The sequence below is a fragment of the Vibrio sp. 2304 genome (genome assembly GCF_033339475.1).
In the GTDB taxonomy this organism is placed as follows: Bacteria; Pseudomonadota; Gammaproteobacteria; order Enterobacterales; family Vibrionaceae; genus Vibrio; species Vibrio alginolyticus.
Map to the genome: position 1 here is coordinate 55323 of NZ_JAWOUQ010000004.1, position 17546 is coordinate 72868.

Sequence of the window (17546 nt, forward strand, 5' to 3'; positions counted from 1 at the left end):
TGCTGGCCTTTATTTATTCCCATATCTGAGTCATCTTTACTATGTATCCTGCTCAACATACGTACTATGGTTAATCGGGGTGACTTAGGTACATTAATAGTCGTTATGGAAAATAAAATGTATAACAAGGGTAAATCTACCTTCTTGTTGCTGTTAGCCGTTGGACTGGTTGGCTGTTCAAGTGCGCCGGATGAAGCAGTAACAGGACAAGAAACAAATCAAACGACTTCTGATGTGTATGACCCGTTGGAAGGCTTTAACCGAACCATGTGGGAACTCAACTACGAATATTTAGATCCGTATTTGGTTCGTCCTGTATCACTTGCGTATGTAGAATACACGCCAGTTCCTATTCGTTCTGGTATTGCTAACTTCTTATCGAACTTAGATGAGCCAGCAAGCATGGTTAATAACTTAATCATGGGTAATGGTACGAAAGCCGTGGACCACTTTAACCGTTTTTGGATTAACTCGACGTTCGGTATTTTCGGTTTATTCGATATTGCAAGTGCCGCGGGTATTACGAAGTACGACGAGAAAGCGTTCAGTGATGTAGTAGGCCACTATGGTGTTGGAAATGGTCCTTACTTCATGGTTCCAGGTTATGGTCCGTATACCTTACGTGAAGTGACAGATACCGTAGATAGTACGTATTTACCCCTCTCTTATCTCAACTTCTGGGCGAGTTTGGGTAAGTGGGCGTTTGAAGGAATGGAGAAGCGTGCTTTATTAGTACCGCAAGAAGCGCAGCTAGACTCGTCGCCGGATCCATATATTCTAACTCGCGATGTTTATATCCAGCGTCAAAACTTTAAAGCAGAAGTTGAAACGGTAGAAGAAGTTAACATCGAAGAAGAAGAGTATTTAGATGAATATCTAGAAGAGTTTTAAGCGTTGTTCTTCACAATAGAGAAATGAAAAAAGGCTTAGCTGATGCTAAGCCTTTTTTGTATTTTGCAGCTTGGTTAGAAACGGTAGTTTGCTTGAACACCGATTAGCCAAACATTACCCGTAGTTTCGCCTACGAATTGGCCACCGACTTGTTCTGCAGTGTCGTCTGACTTGTAACCACGAGACTCAACGATTGGTGCGTCTTTCGCAAAAATATAGGTGAAGCCAGCGTCTAGGCTGAAGTCTTTCGTCCAATCGTACGTTGCGCCAATACTTAGCCAAGTGCGGTCAGTTTCTGGAATAGTGATCGTACGGTTTTTGTCGCTTACCGCTGAAGTATCGTATGCAATACCAGTGCGTAGCGCTAGCTTAGGATCAAGCTGGTAAGTAGCACCAACAGCAAAGCGATAGTTGTCTTCCCAGTTTTCTACTTTAACCATATGCGTGCCAGCAGTATCTAGACGTGCTTCCAATTTCTCGAAAGAGCTCCAATCCGTCCAGTTAACGCTTGCGTGTAATGCAAGTTGGTCTGTTACTTGGTGGAAGCTTGCCAACTCAGCCGTTGCAGGCAGGTTTAGATACATGTAGCCGTTGTCGCGTTCAGAAGTGCCGAAGCCAAAACCAAGACCTTCAGCATGGCCTTCAAGCTTCAGTTCAACTTCAGATTTGTACGCGAAGCCGATACGGTTATTTTCATTGATCTGCCATGCTGTACCAACTTGCCAGCCCCAAGCGGTATCGTCACCTTCCATGTATTTTAGAGCGGTACCTTGAGGAACACTGATTGGTTGATTAGTTTCAGGATTTAACCCTACAACGTTATTCTTAGGAGCTGCTGCGCCAAAGCTGCCTTCGCCGATGATGTAACGGATACCACCACCAACGCTGATTGATTCATTGACTTTGTAAGCTGCGTTTAAGTTCGCTTCCATTGTCGTTACGCTTGCTTCGTTACCGAAGTGCGATGCACCAAAGCCTTTACCTAAATCGGTTTCCATGCCGTAGTTGGTGCCAAATGCCAAACCAATCGCGAATTTCTCATTATATTGGTGTGATAGGTAGAAGTTTGGAATGATTGCATCATGTGCGAAGTCATCTGAAGATGCAGAAGAAGTGCTACCGTGGAAGTTTACATCACCTTCAATATCAATATTTGGGTTCACATAGATTGCACCAACGGACACTTGAGTGCCTTCCAAATAAGTTAGCATTGCTGGGTTACGCCATTGTGCACTTGCGTTGTCAGCCATTGCAGCTTCACCAGCATATGCTCGACCTAGGCCTGTTGCAGAATATTCAGCAAGTTGGAAACCTGCTGCGTTAGCCATGCCCGTTGTGCCAAGTAGGCTTAATGCCACTGCTGTTGATAGAAGAGTCTTGTTGGTTTTCATTCGAATGTTCGCTGATTTGTTTATAACGTGGGACGAAAGTTTAAAGGTAGAGTTTTTACTTTAGAAATGAAAATCCAGCGTAAGTGGTCTTTTGAAATATTATCCTTTCAAATGTTATTTTTGCGGTTTAATAATCTAACTGTGAAAGGCTTGTAAACGGAATTCAGCGAACAGCTGTGCGTCCTAATTGTGAGATTTAGATACACGTGTTCACTCAAATTGAGTGAGCAATAAATCGCAGATATGAAAAAAGGCTGGAAATCCAGCCTTTTATATAAAGTATTTTTCTACTAACTAACAGCGAAGCGTTTAGAAGCTACGGCTGTATTGTAAGCCGAATAGAATTGCATCAGCATGAGTTGTTGCTGTTACACCGGTAGAAAGACCAGGAGCTAATTGAGTATTCTCATTAACTTTTACATCTTCACCTAACAAGTACGTGAAGCCAAAATCGATGTTTGAGCTATTATCAATATGGTAAGAGAAACCTGTGGAGAACCACTGGCGATCTGAGTCTGGTACCGAGATAGACGTTACTTTATCTTGAGCGCTTGTGTCGTACATGTAACCAGCACGAAGTGTCCAGTTGTTGTTTAGGTAGTAAGTACCACCAATTGCGTAGTGCCAGCCATCTTGCCATTGATAGTCTTTCGAGTAACCACCTTTAAGTAAACCCTGATTTAGGTTCTCAAAATCAATTTGGTCGAAATCTTTCCAACCGATGTATTGGATGCTGTAGTGTACAGCAAACTTAGTGTCTTGGATTTTGTGGAAACCAGAAAACTCGGCCATATCTGGTAGAGGTAGCGTGATTTCCTGACCTTTGTCGTCTTTTGCCGTAAATTCAGGGCTGTAACGATACGCTAGACCAAAACGGTTGTTTTCATCTAGTTCGTACACAGTACCTACGTTAAAACCAACAGCCCAACCATCAGCTTTATCTACGTCCAGAATTTTTTGACCGCCAACCCTTGGGACTGAAGAGCTAGTTGTACGCTTCATTGTGCCTTGGCCGTAGATTAAATCTAAACCAGCACCAAAGCTCCATTGTTCGTTTAAACGGTAAGAACCCGCCAATCCAAAGTTGAAGCTTTTTACATCCGTAAGACCACCGTACTCTGTTGCGGTGTAGTTATCTGAAAATTCAGTTTTAGTGCCGAAATTAGAGTATGCGTTTACGCCCCATGCAAACTTGTCATTTACTGGAACGATTAGGTGAATGTTTGGAGCTATTGACGTATCACCCACATCATCAGTATCAGCAACACTTACAGTATTGGAGCCCAAAGGAGTATTAACGTTATATTTCGCATCTTTCACTTCAATCATTGAAGTAATGCTTTCGAAACCTAGCGACAGTTCCATTTTATCAAACAGAGCCATTGCTGCTGGGTTACGAGCCATTACTGCTGCATTATCTGCGATTACTGCATCACCAGCAAATGCACGGCCGATGCCAGTTGCTGATTGAGCGTTGATTTGGAAACCCGCTGCCATCGATTGACCTGAGGCAAAAGCTACCGTTACTGCTAGGAGAGTCTTTTTAAACAGACGCGTGTTCTGAGTCATTTGTTTTTCCTTATTAGATTCGTCTCTTTGGACGATAAATTGAGCTTTTGCTCAGTGGCGCAGATAGTAGTATCAATAATTGCTTGGACAAATCCGACCATTGGATAAAATTGAATAAAAATTGCAGAAATGATGTCTAAAAGACGGGAAATTGCACTTAAAATGCATAATTTAGAGTTTAAGCTCTAAATGGTATAGCGATGGTGAATGTTTTGCGTTCTATTTATACAAAAATGCCGCTAAATAAGATCATTTAGCGGCATTTAACCTTTTGAAGGCTGGAAATCGTCGAAGTTGTTACATCGGCTTAATCATTGATGCAAGAGTCGTAGCGATAGCATCAATATTTTCACCTTCTTCCCCGACTAAAATCAGGCTTGAACTCCCGACGGGCTGAACGATTCCGGTCATGCCATCCTTATTAAAGTCGGTACTTTGTTCGCTTGGAATACCAGTAATAAATAACGTTACTTTACCTTTTGGACCTTGGAACACCATATGCACCGCATTGGATTCACCAAAACCGCAGTGGTTTAGGTAGTAAACGTGATATGGAAAGTTTTCACTAAACTGGTAATGAAATGGCGACATTTTCGCATTAATTTGCGAGCTCGGTACATCCTCATCAAGATGACGAACAAACGGTTCTTCATGAATAACGTGTTTCATCGCGGTATCTGCTAAACTGGCTTGTGCTGGAGACACCAAAACATTTCCCCAGTTTACTTGACCAACTAATAACCCTGCGGTGAACGCAATAGAAGCAGCAAGTGCCATTGCTTTGCGGACAAAGTTTGGTCTTACGACCTTCTCTTCATCAAGTGCACTCGACGTCTGGCTAAATAAAATCTTATCTGCGAGATCTTCGGGTACATCCACATTCATGGCTTGTTTAATTTTTACATCGAGATCCAAAACGTCATCAACAAACTTATTGTTGGCGTCGCTACCAGCTAAAGCTTGCAGAATCTCTTCATCCTTTTGTTTTGGATCCGACAAAATACGACGACGAAATTCTAAATCATCCATTCTTTTGTCCTCTCTTGGTATCTTGAGAATCCAACATCTCTTTAAGTTGATTACGAGCGCGAAATAGTCGAGTCATCACTGTGTTTTTATTTAAATCAAGAATGTCGCCAATTTCTTCTCCACTGAAACCACCGACAACTTGGAGAAATAAAGGCTCACGATATTCAACATCGAGCTTCATGATCTGTGCCTGCAGCCATTCTTGCTGATGATGTGAGTCATCGCTGACTTTAGCATCATTGCCGTAATCATCGATATCAACTAAATCAAATTGTTTACGTTCGAAGCGGCGCGCATTTTCTCGTCTCAATATTGTGATGAGCCAAGACTTGGCAGCTTTTTCGTCTTGGAGGCTATCGAGTGACTTCCAAGCTCTAAGACAGGTTTCCTGAACTAGATCTTCCGCGACCGCTTTATCTTTGCACAACCAATATGCGTAGCGGTACAAGTCACGATGATACCCTCGGACGAGCGCTTCGTATTTTCTTTGCTTGTCCATATCAGAGTTGACCGGACTGTTGGAATTTTTCTTTCCAAACATTTTTAATATGGCCACAGGAGCCTCCATCCTCGCTCTGTGAGTTTCTTATTTGTTCTGAGCATGACTTTACTTGCTTCATCGCTTAGCGGTTTTGGTTGCAGGATTTGTCATGCAACCCCTTTGACACAATAAGCCATGTGGTTACCTAAAAGTGTATACGCAAATGTCAGATATCATCGAACACGAATTGATATATATTGTTAACAATATCATCATTAGTAATCAATGGCTTGGATAAGTTCACTCGATGGAGCATTAAAAGGGACTTCTGATGGTGGATTCTTGAATTGTTTTGAATCAATAATCGCTCTAGGTGAGCTTAAAACTCGTAAAATCACTATAAAATTGATCTATTTCAAAATATCAAGCAGTGAAGGGGTTATAGTACACCTTGTCATCTCGTTAGTCATTGCGACTAACATGTTGAGCAAGATGACACTTCCTTTTGAAGGCTGACTTTACTTTCTCCTAATCAGGAAACTGATTACTTTTCAATTGGCGTAAGTTAATTGTTTTATAGATATTCCGACCACACAGTTATGTGTGGTTTTTTTTTTGCTTCGATTTTACTTTCCGTATACCTCTTACCGTTTTAACTCTCTATAGTTAACCATTAGTAATCGCATAAGAATCAAAGAAGTAGAGTAATTGAACTACTTGCTTCACGTTTATTTAAACGCACGTTTGATAAATTTAACAAATTCATTACAATGCATCAGGTCAGACCTCTTGTATTTAAGGAGAAACAATGGGCAAGCAGGAAGTAAAAACACGCAATGGTGAGCGTGTCGCTATTGTCGCGGGGCTTCGAACTCCCTTTGCTCGTCAAAGCACGGAATTTAGCCAAGTGCCAGCGGTCGATTTAGGGAAAATGGTAGTAAGCGAAATGCTTGCTCGAACAGATATTGATCCGAAGTTAATCGAACAAGTGGTATTTGGACAAGTAGTACAAATGCCTGAAGCGCCAAACATCGCACGAGAAATCGTGTTAGGCACCGGTATGAACATCCATACTGATGCTTATAGTGTGACTCGAGCGTGTGCGACGAGTTTTCAAGCGGCGGTTAATGTCGCAGAAAGCATCATGGCGGGAACCATCGATATTGGTATTGCTGGCGGTGCAGACTCTTCTTCCGTCCTGCCTATTGGCGTATCAAAGAAATTGGCCGCTAATCTGCTTGCTCTTAGTAAGACAAAAACAATGGGTCAGAAGCTTAGTATCCTCAAAAACTTGAGCTTTAAAGACCTGATGCCAGTGCCACCAGCAGTAGCAGAGTACTCTACGGGTTTATCCATGGGACAAACTGCAGAGCAAATGGCTAAAACACATGGTATTTCTCGCGCAGAACAGGATGCGCTTGCACATCGTTCTCATACGCTGGCTTCTCAGGCTTGGAAAGAAGGAAAAATCCAAGATGAAGTGATGACGGCTTTCCCTGAACCATACAAAAAATGGATTTCGGAAGACAACAATATCCGTCATGACTCAACGGTTGAGGGATACGCGAAATTGCGACCTGCGTTTGATCGTCAGTATGGCAGTGTTACGGCAGCGAACAGTACGCCATTGACTGATGGTGGTGCGGCAGTGATGTTGATGCGAGAAGGTAAAGCGAAAGAGCTCGGAATGGAGATCCTTGGTTACATCCGAGGTTATGCATTCTCTGCTATCGGCGTGGAAAAGGACATGCTGATGGGGCCGACTTATGCCACAGCGAAAGTGCTTGAAAATACAGGCTTGGAACTGTCAGACCTGACGTTGATCGACATGCACGAGGCCTTTGCTGCTCAAGCATTGGCGAATGTGAAGATGTTTGCTTCCGATAAGTTTGCTCAAGAAAACCTTGGTCGCTCAAAAGCGATTGGTGAAATTGACATGGATAAGTTCAACGTGCTTGGCGGATCAATTGCTTATGGTCACCCATTTGCTGCGACTGGTGCGCGTATGATGACGCAAACCCTACGAGAACTAAAACGCCGTGGCGGTGGTATTGCATTGAATACCGCATGTGCTGCTGGTGGTCTTGGTGCGGCAATGATTCTGGAGGTTGAGTAATGAGCGAGCAAAAAGCATTTAGTCTAAAGGTTGATGAGCAAAATATTGCTTGGTTAGCAATTGATGTTCCTAATGAAAAAATGAATACGCTGCAGGCGGCTTTTGCTGACGAAATGAAAGAAATTTTTGCTCAGCTAAAAGACTCCAGTGGTATTAAAGGGATGATCATCCACTCCCTAAAACCGGACAATTTTGTTGCGGGCGCAGATGTTCGAATGCTAGAAGCATGCACCACAGCAAGTGAAGCGGAAGACTTAGCAAGGCAAGGTCAGGATTTATTCCAGCAGCTATCGGACTTACCGTATCCTGTCGTTGCGGCTATTCATGGCCCATGTTTGGGCGGTGGTTTAGAACTGGCTCTTGCATGTGATTATCGTGTTTGTACGGATTCTGACAAAACGCGTTTAGGTCTGCCAGAAGTACAACTTGGTTTATTGCCAGGTTCTGGTGGTACTCAGCGTCTGCCACGTTTGATTGGCCTGTTACCATCTTTGGACTTGATCCTGACGGGTAAACAACTTCGTGCGAAGAAAGCTAAAAAACTGGGCGTTGTGGACGCCTGTGTGCCGGACACCATTTTGCTCGACGTAGCAAAACAGTTTATCGACAAAGGTAAAAACAAGGGTACGAAAAAGCTATCGACGAAAGAAAAGGTGATGTCTGGTAGCGGGCTAGGGCGCAAGTTTGTATTTGAGCAAGCTGCGAAGAAAACGAATCAAAAAACCCGTGGTAACTATCCAGCAACGGTTGCAATTCTAGAAGTTATTCAACATGGCTTAGAGAAAGGCTTCGCTAAAGGCCAAGAACTTGAAGCGAAGCGCTTCGGTGAGCTTGTAATGAGCTCAGAGTCAAAAGCGCTCCGTTCGATCTTCTTTGCCACAACAGAAATGAAGAAAGAAAATGGCACGGATGCGAAACCAGCACCAGTTCATAAAGTTGGTGTGCTTGGTGGTGGTCTGATGGGCGCCGGAATCAGCCATGTGTCTGTTGCAAAAGCAAAAGTACCTGTTCGCATCAAAGACGTTAGCAACGATGGCGTTTTAAACGCGCTCAACTACAACTACAAGTTATTTGAGAAACAGCGCAAACGTCGCATTCTATCCAAGGCCGACCTGCAAGCGAAAATGCTGCAACTGTCTGGTGGTGTCGACTTTACCAGTTTTAATCATATTGATGTCGTAATTGAAGCCGTTTTTGAAGACCTAGATCTTAAGCAAAAAATGGTGGCGGACATTGAAGCGAACGCTAAGACAGAAACTATCTTTGCGACCAATACTTCTTCGTTGCCTATCCACAAAATTGCAGAAAAAGCAGAGCGTCCAGAAAACGTAGTTGGTTTGCATTACTTCAGCCCAGTAGAAAAAATGCCTTTGGTGGAAGTGATTCCGCATGAAACGACGTCAGATGAAACCGTTTCAACAGTTGTTGCACTTGCTAAGAAGCAAGGTAAAACCCCGATCGTAGTGAAAGACAAAGCGGGCTTTTACGTGAACCGCATTCTTGCGCCATACATGAACGAAGCGGCGCATATTCTGCTGGCTAACGAACCGATCGAAAAGATTGATACGGCGTTGCTTGACTTTGGTTTCCCTGTCGGCCCGATTACCTTACTGGATGAAGTCGGTGTCGACATTGGCGCGAAAATTATGCCGATTCTGGTTAATGAGTTAGGTGACCGATTCAAAGGCCCGGATGTGTTTGATATCTTGTTAAATGATGGACGTAAAGGACGCAAGAGTGGTAAGGGCTTTTACACTTACAAGGGCAAGAAGAAAGATGTCGACAAATCAGTTTACAAACTGCTTAAGCTCGACCCTGAATCTAAGCTAAGCGATAACGATATTGCGTTGCGCTGTGTGCTGCCAATGTTGAATGAAGCGGTACGTTGTTTGGATGATGGCATCATTCGCTCGCCACGTGACGGTGATATTGGCGCGATATTTGGTATTGGTTTCCCACCGTTCTTGGGTGGTCCGTTCCGTTACATGGACCAATTTGGCATTAAAGAGCTCGTAGAGAAAATGAATGAGTTTGCATCGAAGTATGGCGATCGTTACGCGCCATGTGATGGTTTGCTTACTCGAGCTGGTGAAGGGACAACGTTCTATTAAACGTTGCTTCGGTAGAGAAAAAGGCTTGCCAGTGGCAAGCCTTTTTCATAAAGAAGAAATGGTTACTTCTTCTTGTCTTTCTTATCTTTATTGTGGCCTTTACCAGGGTTGTCGTCCCCATGAACGCTGCTATTACCTTTTTTGTCTTTATCATTCCACTGTTTTGAAGAGCAATCATCTGATTTGATGGATACATTGTCTCCGCTAAGGCGCACACAGTCGTCACTTAGTTCGAAACCATCGCCTTTGACTGAGATTTCAGCGTGAGCAGATGCCAATGGCAGTATAAGAGCCACAAGTAAAAGTGCTTTTTTCATGATTACCTCATTAAGTTATTTTTAGTGCGGTAATTAGAGCATAAGCCGCAATGGCGCAATTTCAATTTTCTGCCAATTATGGTGCCGATTCAATCTATGAGACCGACAACCTCATGGGTTTGTAGGTTCATTCTAGTAATCGACAATTTTATTTCTGCGCAACTAGCTCACCCCAAGCCGCAATCTTTTGGCCGAAGTTGGAACTCTTCAATCGATCCTATTTCTTGTCCTAGATGGATGCGCGGAGCCTCCGAATGCGCTTGACCTTGAGAGTGCATGATCAAACGATTTGCAGTACGAGGTTTCAATTCGTTCACAACGAAGCGAATCATGTCTGCGCGCGTCAGCTTCTTCAACTCCGCCAGTACCTTGTCACGTTGGTTAAACTCAGTGTCTTTATTTCCTATCGCAACCCAAAGACGTTGAGCCCGACCTCGAAGTGTGGTGTCCGGCGTTGCTATTTGGTTCCACAAGCCGCGCTTACTGCTGTGCCATTGGTAATCGTTTAACTCTAACAACACCATATAAAAGGCATTTAAAAACTCATCGATTGAGGTAACCAGCTCGGCAGGTGCTGCATTAGGTGACTGCACATACAGTACAATACCAGGGTGACGATTTAGCGGCATATTGCCAGTGCCTACCATGTAACCTAATTGCTGCTTGGTACGGATTTCGTGGAAAAACGTTGCCGACATAAGGTGATTGGCCAATGAGTATAGCGCGATACTACGAGGCTCAATATCCTCGCACTGGTGGTAAATAACGACCGCGGAATCTTGCTGGTTACAATGCACCTCACGTTGAAAACTGCCATTTTTACCTAGCATAATGAGCGGACGAAGTGCCTCTTCATAACGTTGCTCGTTAACTCTTAGAGCATCCTTCAAGGTCGTAGCCATGTCATGGGCTTGCTGGCGTTGCCAGTCTCCGTAAACAAACATTTCAACGTGCAGTTCTGCAAGAATGGATTCTACGAATACCGAGAGTTCATCGACTTCGATTTCTTCTAGCGCTTCGACTAAGGTTGCGAAAGGCGGGTTATTGGGTTGAAGTAACCCAGTAAGTGCGTTAAACAGCTGCGAAATAGGGCGATCTTGTGAAGCATTTCTCCAGTTTCGTAACAGTTGTTGTTTGATGGTTTCAAAGCGAGCAGGGCTGAAATCTCGAGAAGCAAAACGGTGCAGAATCATTTCTAGCAACTGAGGCAGCTTTTGACTGAACCCTGAGAGGGTTAAGGTCACGCCACCTTGGTGAGCGTACATGTTGTAACCCATCCCTGCGATTTCTGCTTGATAGGTTTCTTTTGCTAGCGAATCGAGGAACATCTCTACACATAAGCGCGTTTTGACGATGTTCTTTGGTGATGCAACGGCATGAGAGCTGTCGATAGCGACATAAACGACACCTTTTGGCACGCGAAATTCGTCATCTTGCAAATGCCACAGCCGAAACCCTTCGAGATCCTCAATCAACTCTGGCAGTGAATCACCCTTTTCGAGTGGCATGGGGTCGAGGTCGTAGCAAATATAAGGGTTCTTTTCCGGTAAGACGAATTGCCAGCTTGGGTCGATTTGTTGATAGAAACGACGTTGGTCTTCACTAAAAGGTGTGACGGAGTACGGGGTAAAGTACCATTCGGCAGTACGGTTGTATTCCAGGCCTTTAGCAATCAAAGTGACGCGTACATTATCGATGGTTAAGTATCGCAGCAATGAACGCTGTAACTCCTCATCGTAGCCCGCCATTTTGTAGTCACCATAAACCGTGTCTTCCGGTTGATAGTGCTGCATGTTGATCACCAGATGGCTGACGAGATCCATTGGGCGCGATGGCTCTTGGAAGCGAAAAGCCGATTCTAATACCGCTTGTTTTTCGAGATAGCGCCATTCATCTAACCCGTCTTGTTTGATCATCGAGAGGTATTGAAAAACTGCTTGAACGATATCATCAACATGATCTAAGCCGTTTGGCGTCAGGGTGCAGCTTACGGTAAAGTCTCGGTAGTTACTGCCACTCGCGCCGCCGCCCGCTGAGAGAGAAGTAATCCAGCCTTTTTCTTTGAGTTGAAGCATCAAACTGCCTTCTCCTTCATAACCCAACAGGTGAGCAAAGTAGGAGAGTGGCTTCACGCTATAATGCGCATCCATTCCCGGCATGGGGAATGTGAGAATCAGTTTACGGAACTCTTTGAGCGGCTCGACTTGAACCAAAATGCCCGTGCTTTCCTCAGTGCCTATCGGTACATCAATCGATTTTCCACGAAGGTGGTGATTTGGGATGTCGGCAAACATGGTTTCTACCCAAGCTTGCTGTTCATCGAGCGACTGTGGCCCAAAGAGCGTCAACGTCATGAGATCGGCAGAGTATTGAGAGTGGTGAAACTCGACAATTTCGTCGCGGATGGACTTACCCTCTCGGTCACCTAATGTATCTAGGTTGCCGACTGAGAACTTAGAGAAAGGGTGCTCTGGATTGATGACTTCTTTATTGACTTGATACAGGCGGCGAGAATCGTCATTAAGTTTGAGTTTGTATTCGGAGTCGACAGCCTGGCGCTCTTTGTCTAAAGCTTCTTCGTTAAACAATGGTGCGGTAAAGAATTGGCTAAATCGATCTAAGGCATTTTCAAAGGCATTCGGAGTAACATCAAAAAAGAAACAAGTGTGCTCAGTACCCGTCCAAGCGTTATTTGTTCCTCCATGCTGGCTAATATAACTTTGAAACTCGCCCACTTTAGGGTATTTTTCCGTACCCAAAAAAAGCATGTGTTCTAAATAGTGTGCCAGACCTTGGCGATCGTTTGGGTCGTCGAAGTGTCCAACGTTCACTGCCAGAGCAGCTGCCGACTGTTGAGCTGTATCGGAATGAATCAGCAGTACACGCAGATCATTGCTCAAGGTAATGTAGCGGTATTGATTTGAATCGTTAGGACTTAGATGCACGATGCGTCTCCAGATTTCGCATTACAGTAATTTAGGCTCCCCTCGCGGGGGGCGCAAAGTTTGCGTTTCGACAAATACTGCTTGCCGTATTTTTGTTATTCGTAGACTTCTGCACAGGCCCATCGCGTTTGCGTATGGGGAAGAACTGTTTGAGTGAATGCTCTGAACTCATTGCACAGTTAAATAGTGTGATGAACTGAGTACATTCTTTTAATAGATTGTTAAGAAAGTCGCTATCTTTAACAAGCGAATTGGTATAATGAACAGATAATTATATCAGTATTTTTGTTTCGTCATTGTTAAAGTTAGCCCCGTCTATCTAATAAAGATAGCAGTCAACCTTTTGGTAGCGTTAGCTATCCCTAGGAAATAACATGAAAATATTCATCATGCGTCACGGTGAAGCCGAGCATTTTGCAGATTCAGACGCAGCACGACAATTGACCCCAAGAGGCAGAGTCGAATCAGAAGCGGTTGCGAGAGCCTGTAAAGAACAGGGTTTTGCGCAATTCGATAAAGTGTTGGTGAGTCCGTACATTAGAGCTCAACAAACTTGGCAAGAGATCAGTGCGTATTTCTCTGCAAAAAGCATTGAAACTTGTGAAGATATTACACCTTATGGCCAGTCCGAGCATGTTTTCGATTTCGCAAGTGCGTTAATCGAAGTCGAACAATTGGACTCGCTTTTGTTCGTATCGCATTTGCCTTTGGTCGGTTATCTGACTTCAGAGTTTGTAAAAGACATGACACCACCGATGTTTCCTACATCAGGCCTAGTGTGCATTGAATATGATTTACAAACACAAAATGGTGAAGTGCTATGGCATATTACGCCATAAGTGTCTAAACCAAAATAAGCGTTTGCAAATTAGAGACCGAATAAGAAAGGCAGGATATCCCTGCCTTTTCGTTTCATCGTGTCTACGGTAAGCCTGTTACTTTTCAGGAATTGAAAGCAACACTAACAACGCACCATCACCACCAAATTCTAGTGGCGCTTGGTGAAAAGCCATTACGTCAGGATGCTGTGCTAACCAAAGTGGGGCTTTCTGTTTCAGGATGTGTTTCCCAATACCATGTTGCACACACGCACAATGAATCTCGTTTTTGATGCAATAGGCTATCATCGCACCAAGCTCGCGTTTTGCTTCTTGCTGTGTCATGCCGTGCATATCGAGGAACACGTCCGGTACATACACGCCACGACGTAGACGTTTGACTTCATAAGTGGAGACGTCGTCACGTGCATAACGAGTTGGACCTTCATCGTTTAATAGAGGGACAAACTCGTCTGAAAAGTAAAATTCAGAGTCACTCGCTTCACGGTTGGAGCGCTTGATTTCTTTTTGCTTAGTATTTTTTTTTGGTTGCTGGATTATGGTATCCTGTCGCAACTTTTTTACGCCCTGTACTGCTTCCTGAAACAAGGCGAAATCGTCATCGTTCTCGGTGTCTTTTTTGCTCATTAGGTAAACAATTTCATTAATAAACTTTATTGGCAGTATTGTAGCGCTTTTCGGAGGCAATTTTGGATAAGATTTTTGTAGAAGAAGCGGTATCGGAGCTGCATACCCTTCAAGATATGATTCGTTGGACAGTAAGCCGCTTTAATGCAGCGAACCTGTTTTACGGTCATGGTACTGATAATGCGTGGGATGAAGCAGTTCAGCTTATCCTGCCAACCTTATACTTGCCGATTGATGTGCCTCCGCACGTATTGAACTCTCGCCTAACGACAAGCGAGCGTCTGCGTATTGTTGAGCGCGTAGTAAAACGCATCAACGAGCGTACGCCAACAGCATACCTAACAAACAAAGCATGGTTCTGCGGTCTTGAGTTCTTCGTTGATGAGCGTGTACTTGTACCACGTTCTCCTATCGGCGAATTGATTCAAGCGGAATTCCAACCTTGGTTGGTGGAAGAGCCTACGCGCATCATGGACCTATGTACGGGTTCTGGTTGTATCGCGATTGCTTGTGCGCACGCTTTCCCTGAAGCAGAAGTGGATGCGATCGACATCTCTACAGATGCTCTACAAGTGGCTGAGCAAAACGTACAAGATCACGGTATGGAGCAGCAAGTGTTCCCAATTCGCTCTGATTTGTTCCGTGATCTTCCAAAAGAGAAATACAATCTAATCGTGTCCAACCCACCATATGTGGATGAAGAAGACATGAACAGCCTGCCAGATGAGTTCACGCATGAGCCTGAGCTTGGTTTAGCTGCGGGTACGGATGGTCTAAAACTTGTGCGTCGTATTCTTGCTAACGCGCCAGATTATCTAACAGATAACGGCATTCTTATTTGTGAAGTCGGCAACTCAATGATTCATATGATGGAACAGTACCCAGAGATTCCATTTACTTGGATTGAGTTCGAGAACGGCGGTCATGGCGTATTTATGCTAACGCGTGACCAGCTGGTTGAGTGTGCAGAAGAGTTTAAATTGTACAAAGACTAATAGAGTCTTGCACTAAACATCAAAACACCGAGCTTTATGCTCGGTGTTTTTTTTATGCATACCTCGCCGATATTAACTCTTTACATCAAAACGTAATAAAGCCACTATGAATCCACGAAGAATTGGAAAGCAGCTATGCTCTGTTTTGAGAGAGCGTGGCGATAAAAACTTGAGGAAGTAATGGCAGGAAACAGTATCGGACAACATTTCCGAGTGACGACATTCGGGGAAAGTCACGGTATCGCACTGGGATGTATCGTAGACGGATGTCCTCCGGGGTTGGAAATTACAGAAGCAGATCTACAAATCGATCTCGACCGCCGTCGTCCAGGCACATCACGTTACACCACACAACGTCGTGAACCGGATGAAGTTAAAATTCTTTCTGGCGTTTTTGAAGGCAAAACCACGGGCACATCGATCGGTTTGCTAATTGAAAACACCGATCAGCGCTCAAAAGACTACTCTGACATCAAAGATAAGTTCAGACCGGGTCATGCTGATTACACTTACCACCAAAAATATGGCATCCGCGACTATCGCGGTGGCGGCCGTTCTTCAGCTCGTGAAACCGCAATGCGTGTGGCGGCTGGTGCAATCGCGAAGAAATACTTAAAAGATGAGTTTGGTGTTGAGATTCGTGCTTACTTGTCACAAATGGGTGATGTATCTATCGACAAGGTAGATTGGAGCGAAATCGAGAACAATGCATTCTTCTGCCCTGATGCTGACAAAGTAGAAGCATTTGACCAACTTATCCGTGACCTGAAAAAAGAAGGCGACTCTATTGGCGCAAAAATCCAGGTTGTGGCAACTAACGTGCCTGTTGGTCTCGGGGAACCCGTATTTGACCGTCTGGATGCAGACATCGCGCACGCACTAATGAGCATAAACGCGGTGAAAGGCGTGGAAATCGGAGACGGTTTCGACGTGGTAAACCAAAAAGGCAGTCAGCACCGTGATACGCTTGCTCCTGAAGGTTTTGGTAGTAATCATGCGGGTGGCATTCTTGGCGGTATCTCGACTGGTCAAGACATTGTCGCTAACATTGCGCTTAAGCCAACATCAAGTATCACTGTGCCGGGTGAGACCATCACAAAAGAAGGTGAACCAACTCAGTTGATCACCAAAGGTCGTCATGACCCATGTGTGGGTATTCGTGCTGTGCCTATCGCAGAAGCGATGCTGGCAATTGTGGTGATGGATCATTTACTACGCCACCGTGGTCAAAACCATGGCGTACAAACCGAGACTCCAAAGATTTAAGAGCTTTGTGTCATTCCAGCGAGCTATAGCGAGACTAGGAATCTAATTTCAGCACGATGAAAAGAGAAAGAAACATCTCTGACAACAGAGTGCTCGGATAATAGATCCTGAATCATGCTCCTTCGTCGCTGTTCAGGATGACTGAATATAAAATTATGCCACTCACTGAATCGCGGGTGGCACAATTTTATCAGGTAACCTTTTTTGTTTAAGTAGTTTTTGCTTAATGAATCGAGCCTTCGGTTTCCAAATGGAAAGAAGGCAGACGCCACTTAAAGCGCACTGCAGCCATACGCAGCATGTAACCAGTAACCAGTGTAATGATCGTGGCAGTGACATCGGGAACATTAAATTCTAATAGCGCTAAGTACATTCCTGATGCGATAAGAGCGACAGAAGCGTAAAGCTCTTCATGCAGTACCAATGGTGTTTGGCGACAGATTAAGTCACGAAGTAGCCCACCGAATACACCAGTTACTAACGCTGAAACCATACAAATACCAGGGTGCAAGCCCATGCCCATCGCAATTTTTGTTCCGATGATACTAAACACGATTAAACCTAGTGCATCGAGGCGAATGAACAGACCTTTCAGCTTAATAACCCATTTCGCTAAACCTGTTGTTAGCACACCTGCAACACACGTAATTGCAAGGAACTCTGGGTTTTTTACCCAACCAAGAGGGTAGTGGCCTAATAGAATGTCACGTACGGTGCCACCACCAATGGCCGTTGCGCTGGCCACCAACATAACACCAAACCAGTCCATCTTTCTTCTACCAGCACTTAACGCACCTGTCATGGCTTCAGCCGTGATACCAATGATATACAACACACTTAGCAACATAGGGAAACACTCAACGTAAAAAGTCACTACGTTCTACGAGAATCAGCGTAGGCGAAGTAACAACACTTACAAACGGTTCTATCTCTCTTAAAAAGTGATTAAAACCAGCAACATGCTTGTAA

14 protein-coding genes are annotated in these 17546 nt (G+C 44.3%); 6 read left to right on the forward strand and 8 right to left on the reverse strand.

Annotation, left to right across the window (positions count from 1 at the left end; genetic code table 11):
* Window positions 1–117: 117 nt before the first annotated feature.
* Window positions 118–891 carry a VacJ family lipoprotein gene (locus R7P64_RS09715; protein WP_213973461.1) on the forward strand — a complete coding sequence of 258 codons (774 nt, stop codon included), beginning with the start codon at window positions 118–120 and terminating at the stop codon, window positions 889–891.
* 74 nt (window positions 892–965) lie between these two features.
* Here the strand turns inward: R7P64_RS09715 and R7P64_RS09720 are convergent, their stop codons facing one another.
* The 4 genes from R7P64_RS09720 to R7P64_RS09735 form a co-directional block, all read right to left on the reverse strand.
* Window positions 966–2282 carry an outer membrane protein transport protein gene (locus tag R7P64_RS09720; protein ID WP_047104363.1) on the reverse strand — a complete coding sequence of 439 codons (1317 nt, stop codon included), beginning with the start codon at window positions 2280–2282 and terminating at the stop codon, window positions 966–968.
* Between the two features lie 309 nt (window positions 2283–2591).
* Entirely contained in the window at window positions 2592–3851 is a 1260-nt protein-coding gene (locus R7P64_RS09725; protein ID WP_005384451.1) for an outer membrane protein transport protein, read from the reverse strand.
* Window positions 3852–4148: 297 nt separating this feature from the next.
* Window positions 4149–4880 carry a DUF3379 domain-containing protein gene (locus tag R7P64_RS09730; RefSeq protein ID WP_005380527.1) on the reverse strand — a complete coding sequence of 244 codons (732 nt, stop codon included), beginning with the start codon at window positions 4878–4880 and terminating at the stop codon, window positions 4149–4151.
* Window positions 4873–5448: a sigma-70 family RNA polymerase sigma factor gene (locus R7P64_RS09735; RefSeq protein ID WP_005380528.1), complete on the reverse strand. Its 576-nt coding sequence runs from the start codon at window positions 5446–5448 to the stop codon at window positions 4873–4875. The genes R7P64_RS09730 and R7P64_RS09735 overlap by 8 nt, the downstream gene beginning before the upstream one ends.
* Before the next feature lie 721 nt (window positions 5449–6169).
* On the opposite strand from R7P64_RS09735, the gene fadI reads away from it, so the two are divergent.
* Window positions 6170–7477: an acetyl-CoA C-acyltransferase FadI gene (fadI, locus tag R7P64_RS09740; RefSeq protein WP_005384447.1), complete on the forward strand. Its 1308-nt coding sequence runs from the start codon at window positions 6170–6172 to the stop codon at window positions 7475–7477.
* Window positions 7477–9588, forward strand: coding sequence for a fatty acid oxidation complex subunit alpha FadJ (fadJ, locus tag R7P64_RS09745; protein ID WP_005380532.1), 2112 nt, complete (start codon window positions 7477–7479; stop codon window positions 9586–9588). Before fadI ends, fadJ begins: the two co-directional genes overlap by 1 nt.
* A gap of 62 nt (window positions 9589–9650) precedes the next feature.
* Here fadJ and R7P64_RS09750 read toward each other — a convergent pair whose 3' ends face one another.
* Both R7P64_RS09750 and R7P64_RS09755 read right to left on the reverse strand, forming a co-directional pair.
* Window positions 9651–9905: a hypothetical protein gene (locus tag R7P64_RS09750; protein WP_005384444.1), complete on the reverse strand. Its 255-nt coding sequence runs from the start codon at window positions 9903–9905 to the stop codon at window positions 9651–9653.
* 167 nt (window positions 9906–10072) lie between these two features.
* Window positions 10073–12850, reverse strand: a complete 2778-nt coding sequence (locus R7P64_RS09755; protein WP_318119220.1) for an insulinase family protein — start codon at window positions 12848–12850, stop codon at window positions 10073–10075.
* 374 nt (window positions 12851–13224) lie between these two features.
* Here R7P64_RS09755 and sixA point away from each other — a divergent pair, with 374 nt between their 5' ends.
* Complete coding sequence (sixA, locus tag R7P64_RS09760) at window positions 13225–13689, forward strand: phosphohistidine phosphatase SixA (RefSeq protein ID WP_005380537.1); 465 nt, start codon at window positions 13225–13227, stop codon at window positions 13687–13689.
* Window positions 13690–13785: 96 nt separating this feature from the next.
* Here the strand turns inward: sixA and smrB are convergent, their stop codons facing one another.
* Window positions 13786–14316 (reverse strand): endonuclease SmrB, encoded by a 531-nt coding sequence (smrB, locus tag R7P64_RS09765; protein ID WP_005380539.1) that lies wholly within the window; start codon window positions 14314–14316, stop codon window positions 13786–13788.
* A 62-nt stretch (window positions 14317–14378) separates the two neighbouring features.
* On the opposite strand from smrB, the gene prmB reads away from it, so the two are divergent.
* On the forward strand, window positions 14379–15311 hold the full coding sequence (prmB, locus tag R7P64_RS09770) for a 50S ribosomal protein L3 N(5)-glutamine methyltransferase (RefSeq protein WP_005380541.1): 933 nt from the start codon (window positions 14379–14381) through the stop codon (window positions 15309–15311).
* Window positions 15312–15491: 180 nt separating this feature from the next.
* A complete protein-coding gene (gene aroC / locus R7P64_RS09775; RefSeq protein WP_064368696.1) occupies window positions 15492–16577 on the forward strand; it encodes a chorismate synthase in 1086 nt (361 codons plus the stop codon).
* A gap of 223 nt (window positions 16578–16800) precedes the next feature.
* On the opposite strand, the gene R7P64_RS09780 is transcribed toward aroC, so the two are convergent.
* Window positions 16801–17424 carry a trimeric intracellular cation channel family protein gene (locus R7P64_RS09780; RefSeq protein WP_005380544.1) on the reverse strand — a complete coding sequence of 208 codons (624 nt, stop codon included), beginning with the start codon at window positions 17422–17424 and terminating at the stop codon, window positions 16801–16803.
* Window positions 17425–17546: the final 122 nt, after the last annotated feature.

Excerpts from the sequence above, each read along its gene's own strand:
- R7P64_RS09715 (WP_213973461.1), top strand. The coding sequence starts at position 118 with ATGTATAACAAGGGTAAATCTACCTTCTTGTTGCTGTTAGCCGTTGGA.
- R7P64_RS09720 (WP_047104363.1), bottom strand. The coding sequence starts at position 2,282 with ATGAAAACCAACAAGACTCTTCTATCAACAGCAGTGGCATTAAGCCTA.
- R7P64_RS09725 (WP_005384451.1), bottom strand. The coding sequence starts at position 3,851 with ATGACTCAGAACACGCGTCTGTTTAAAAAGACTCTCCTAGCAGTAACG.
- R7P64_RS09730 (WP_005380527.1), bottom strand. The coding sequence starts at position 4,880 with ATGGATGATTTAGAATTTCGTCGTCGTATTTTGTCGGATCCAAAACAA.
- R7P64_RS09735 (WP_005380528.1), bottom strand. The coding sequence starts at position 5,448 with ATGGAGGCTCCTGTGGCCATATTAAAAATGTTTGGAAAGAAAAATTCC.
- fadI (WP_005384447.1), top strand. The coding sequence starts at position 6,170 with ATGGGCAAGCAGGAAGTAAAAACACGCAATGGTGAGCGTGTCGCTATT.
- fadJ (WP_005380532.1), top strand. The coding sequence starts at position 7,477 with ATGAGCGAGCAAAAAGCATTTAGTCTAAAGGTTGATGAGCAAAATATT.
- R7P64_RS09750 (WP_005384444.1), bottom strand. The coding sequence starts at position 9,905 with ATGAAAAAAGCACTTTTACTTGTGGCTCTTATACTGCCATTGGCATCT.
- sixA (WP_005380537.1), top strand. The coding sequence starts at position 13,225 with ATGAAAATATTCATCATGCGTCACGGTGAAGCCGAGCATTTTGCAGAT.
- smrB (WP_005380539.1), bottom strand. The coding sequence starts at position 14,316 with ATGAGCAAAAAAGACACCGAGAACGATGACGATTTCGCCTTGTTTCAG.
- aroC (WP_064368696.1), top strand. The coding sequence starts at position 15,492 with ATGGCAGGAAACAGTATCGGACAACATTTCCGAGTGACGACATTCGGG.
- R7P64_RS09780 (WP_005380544.1), bottom strand. The coding sequence starts at position 17,424 with ATGTTGCTAAGTGTGTTGTATATCATTGGTATCACGGCTGAAGCCATG.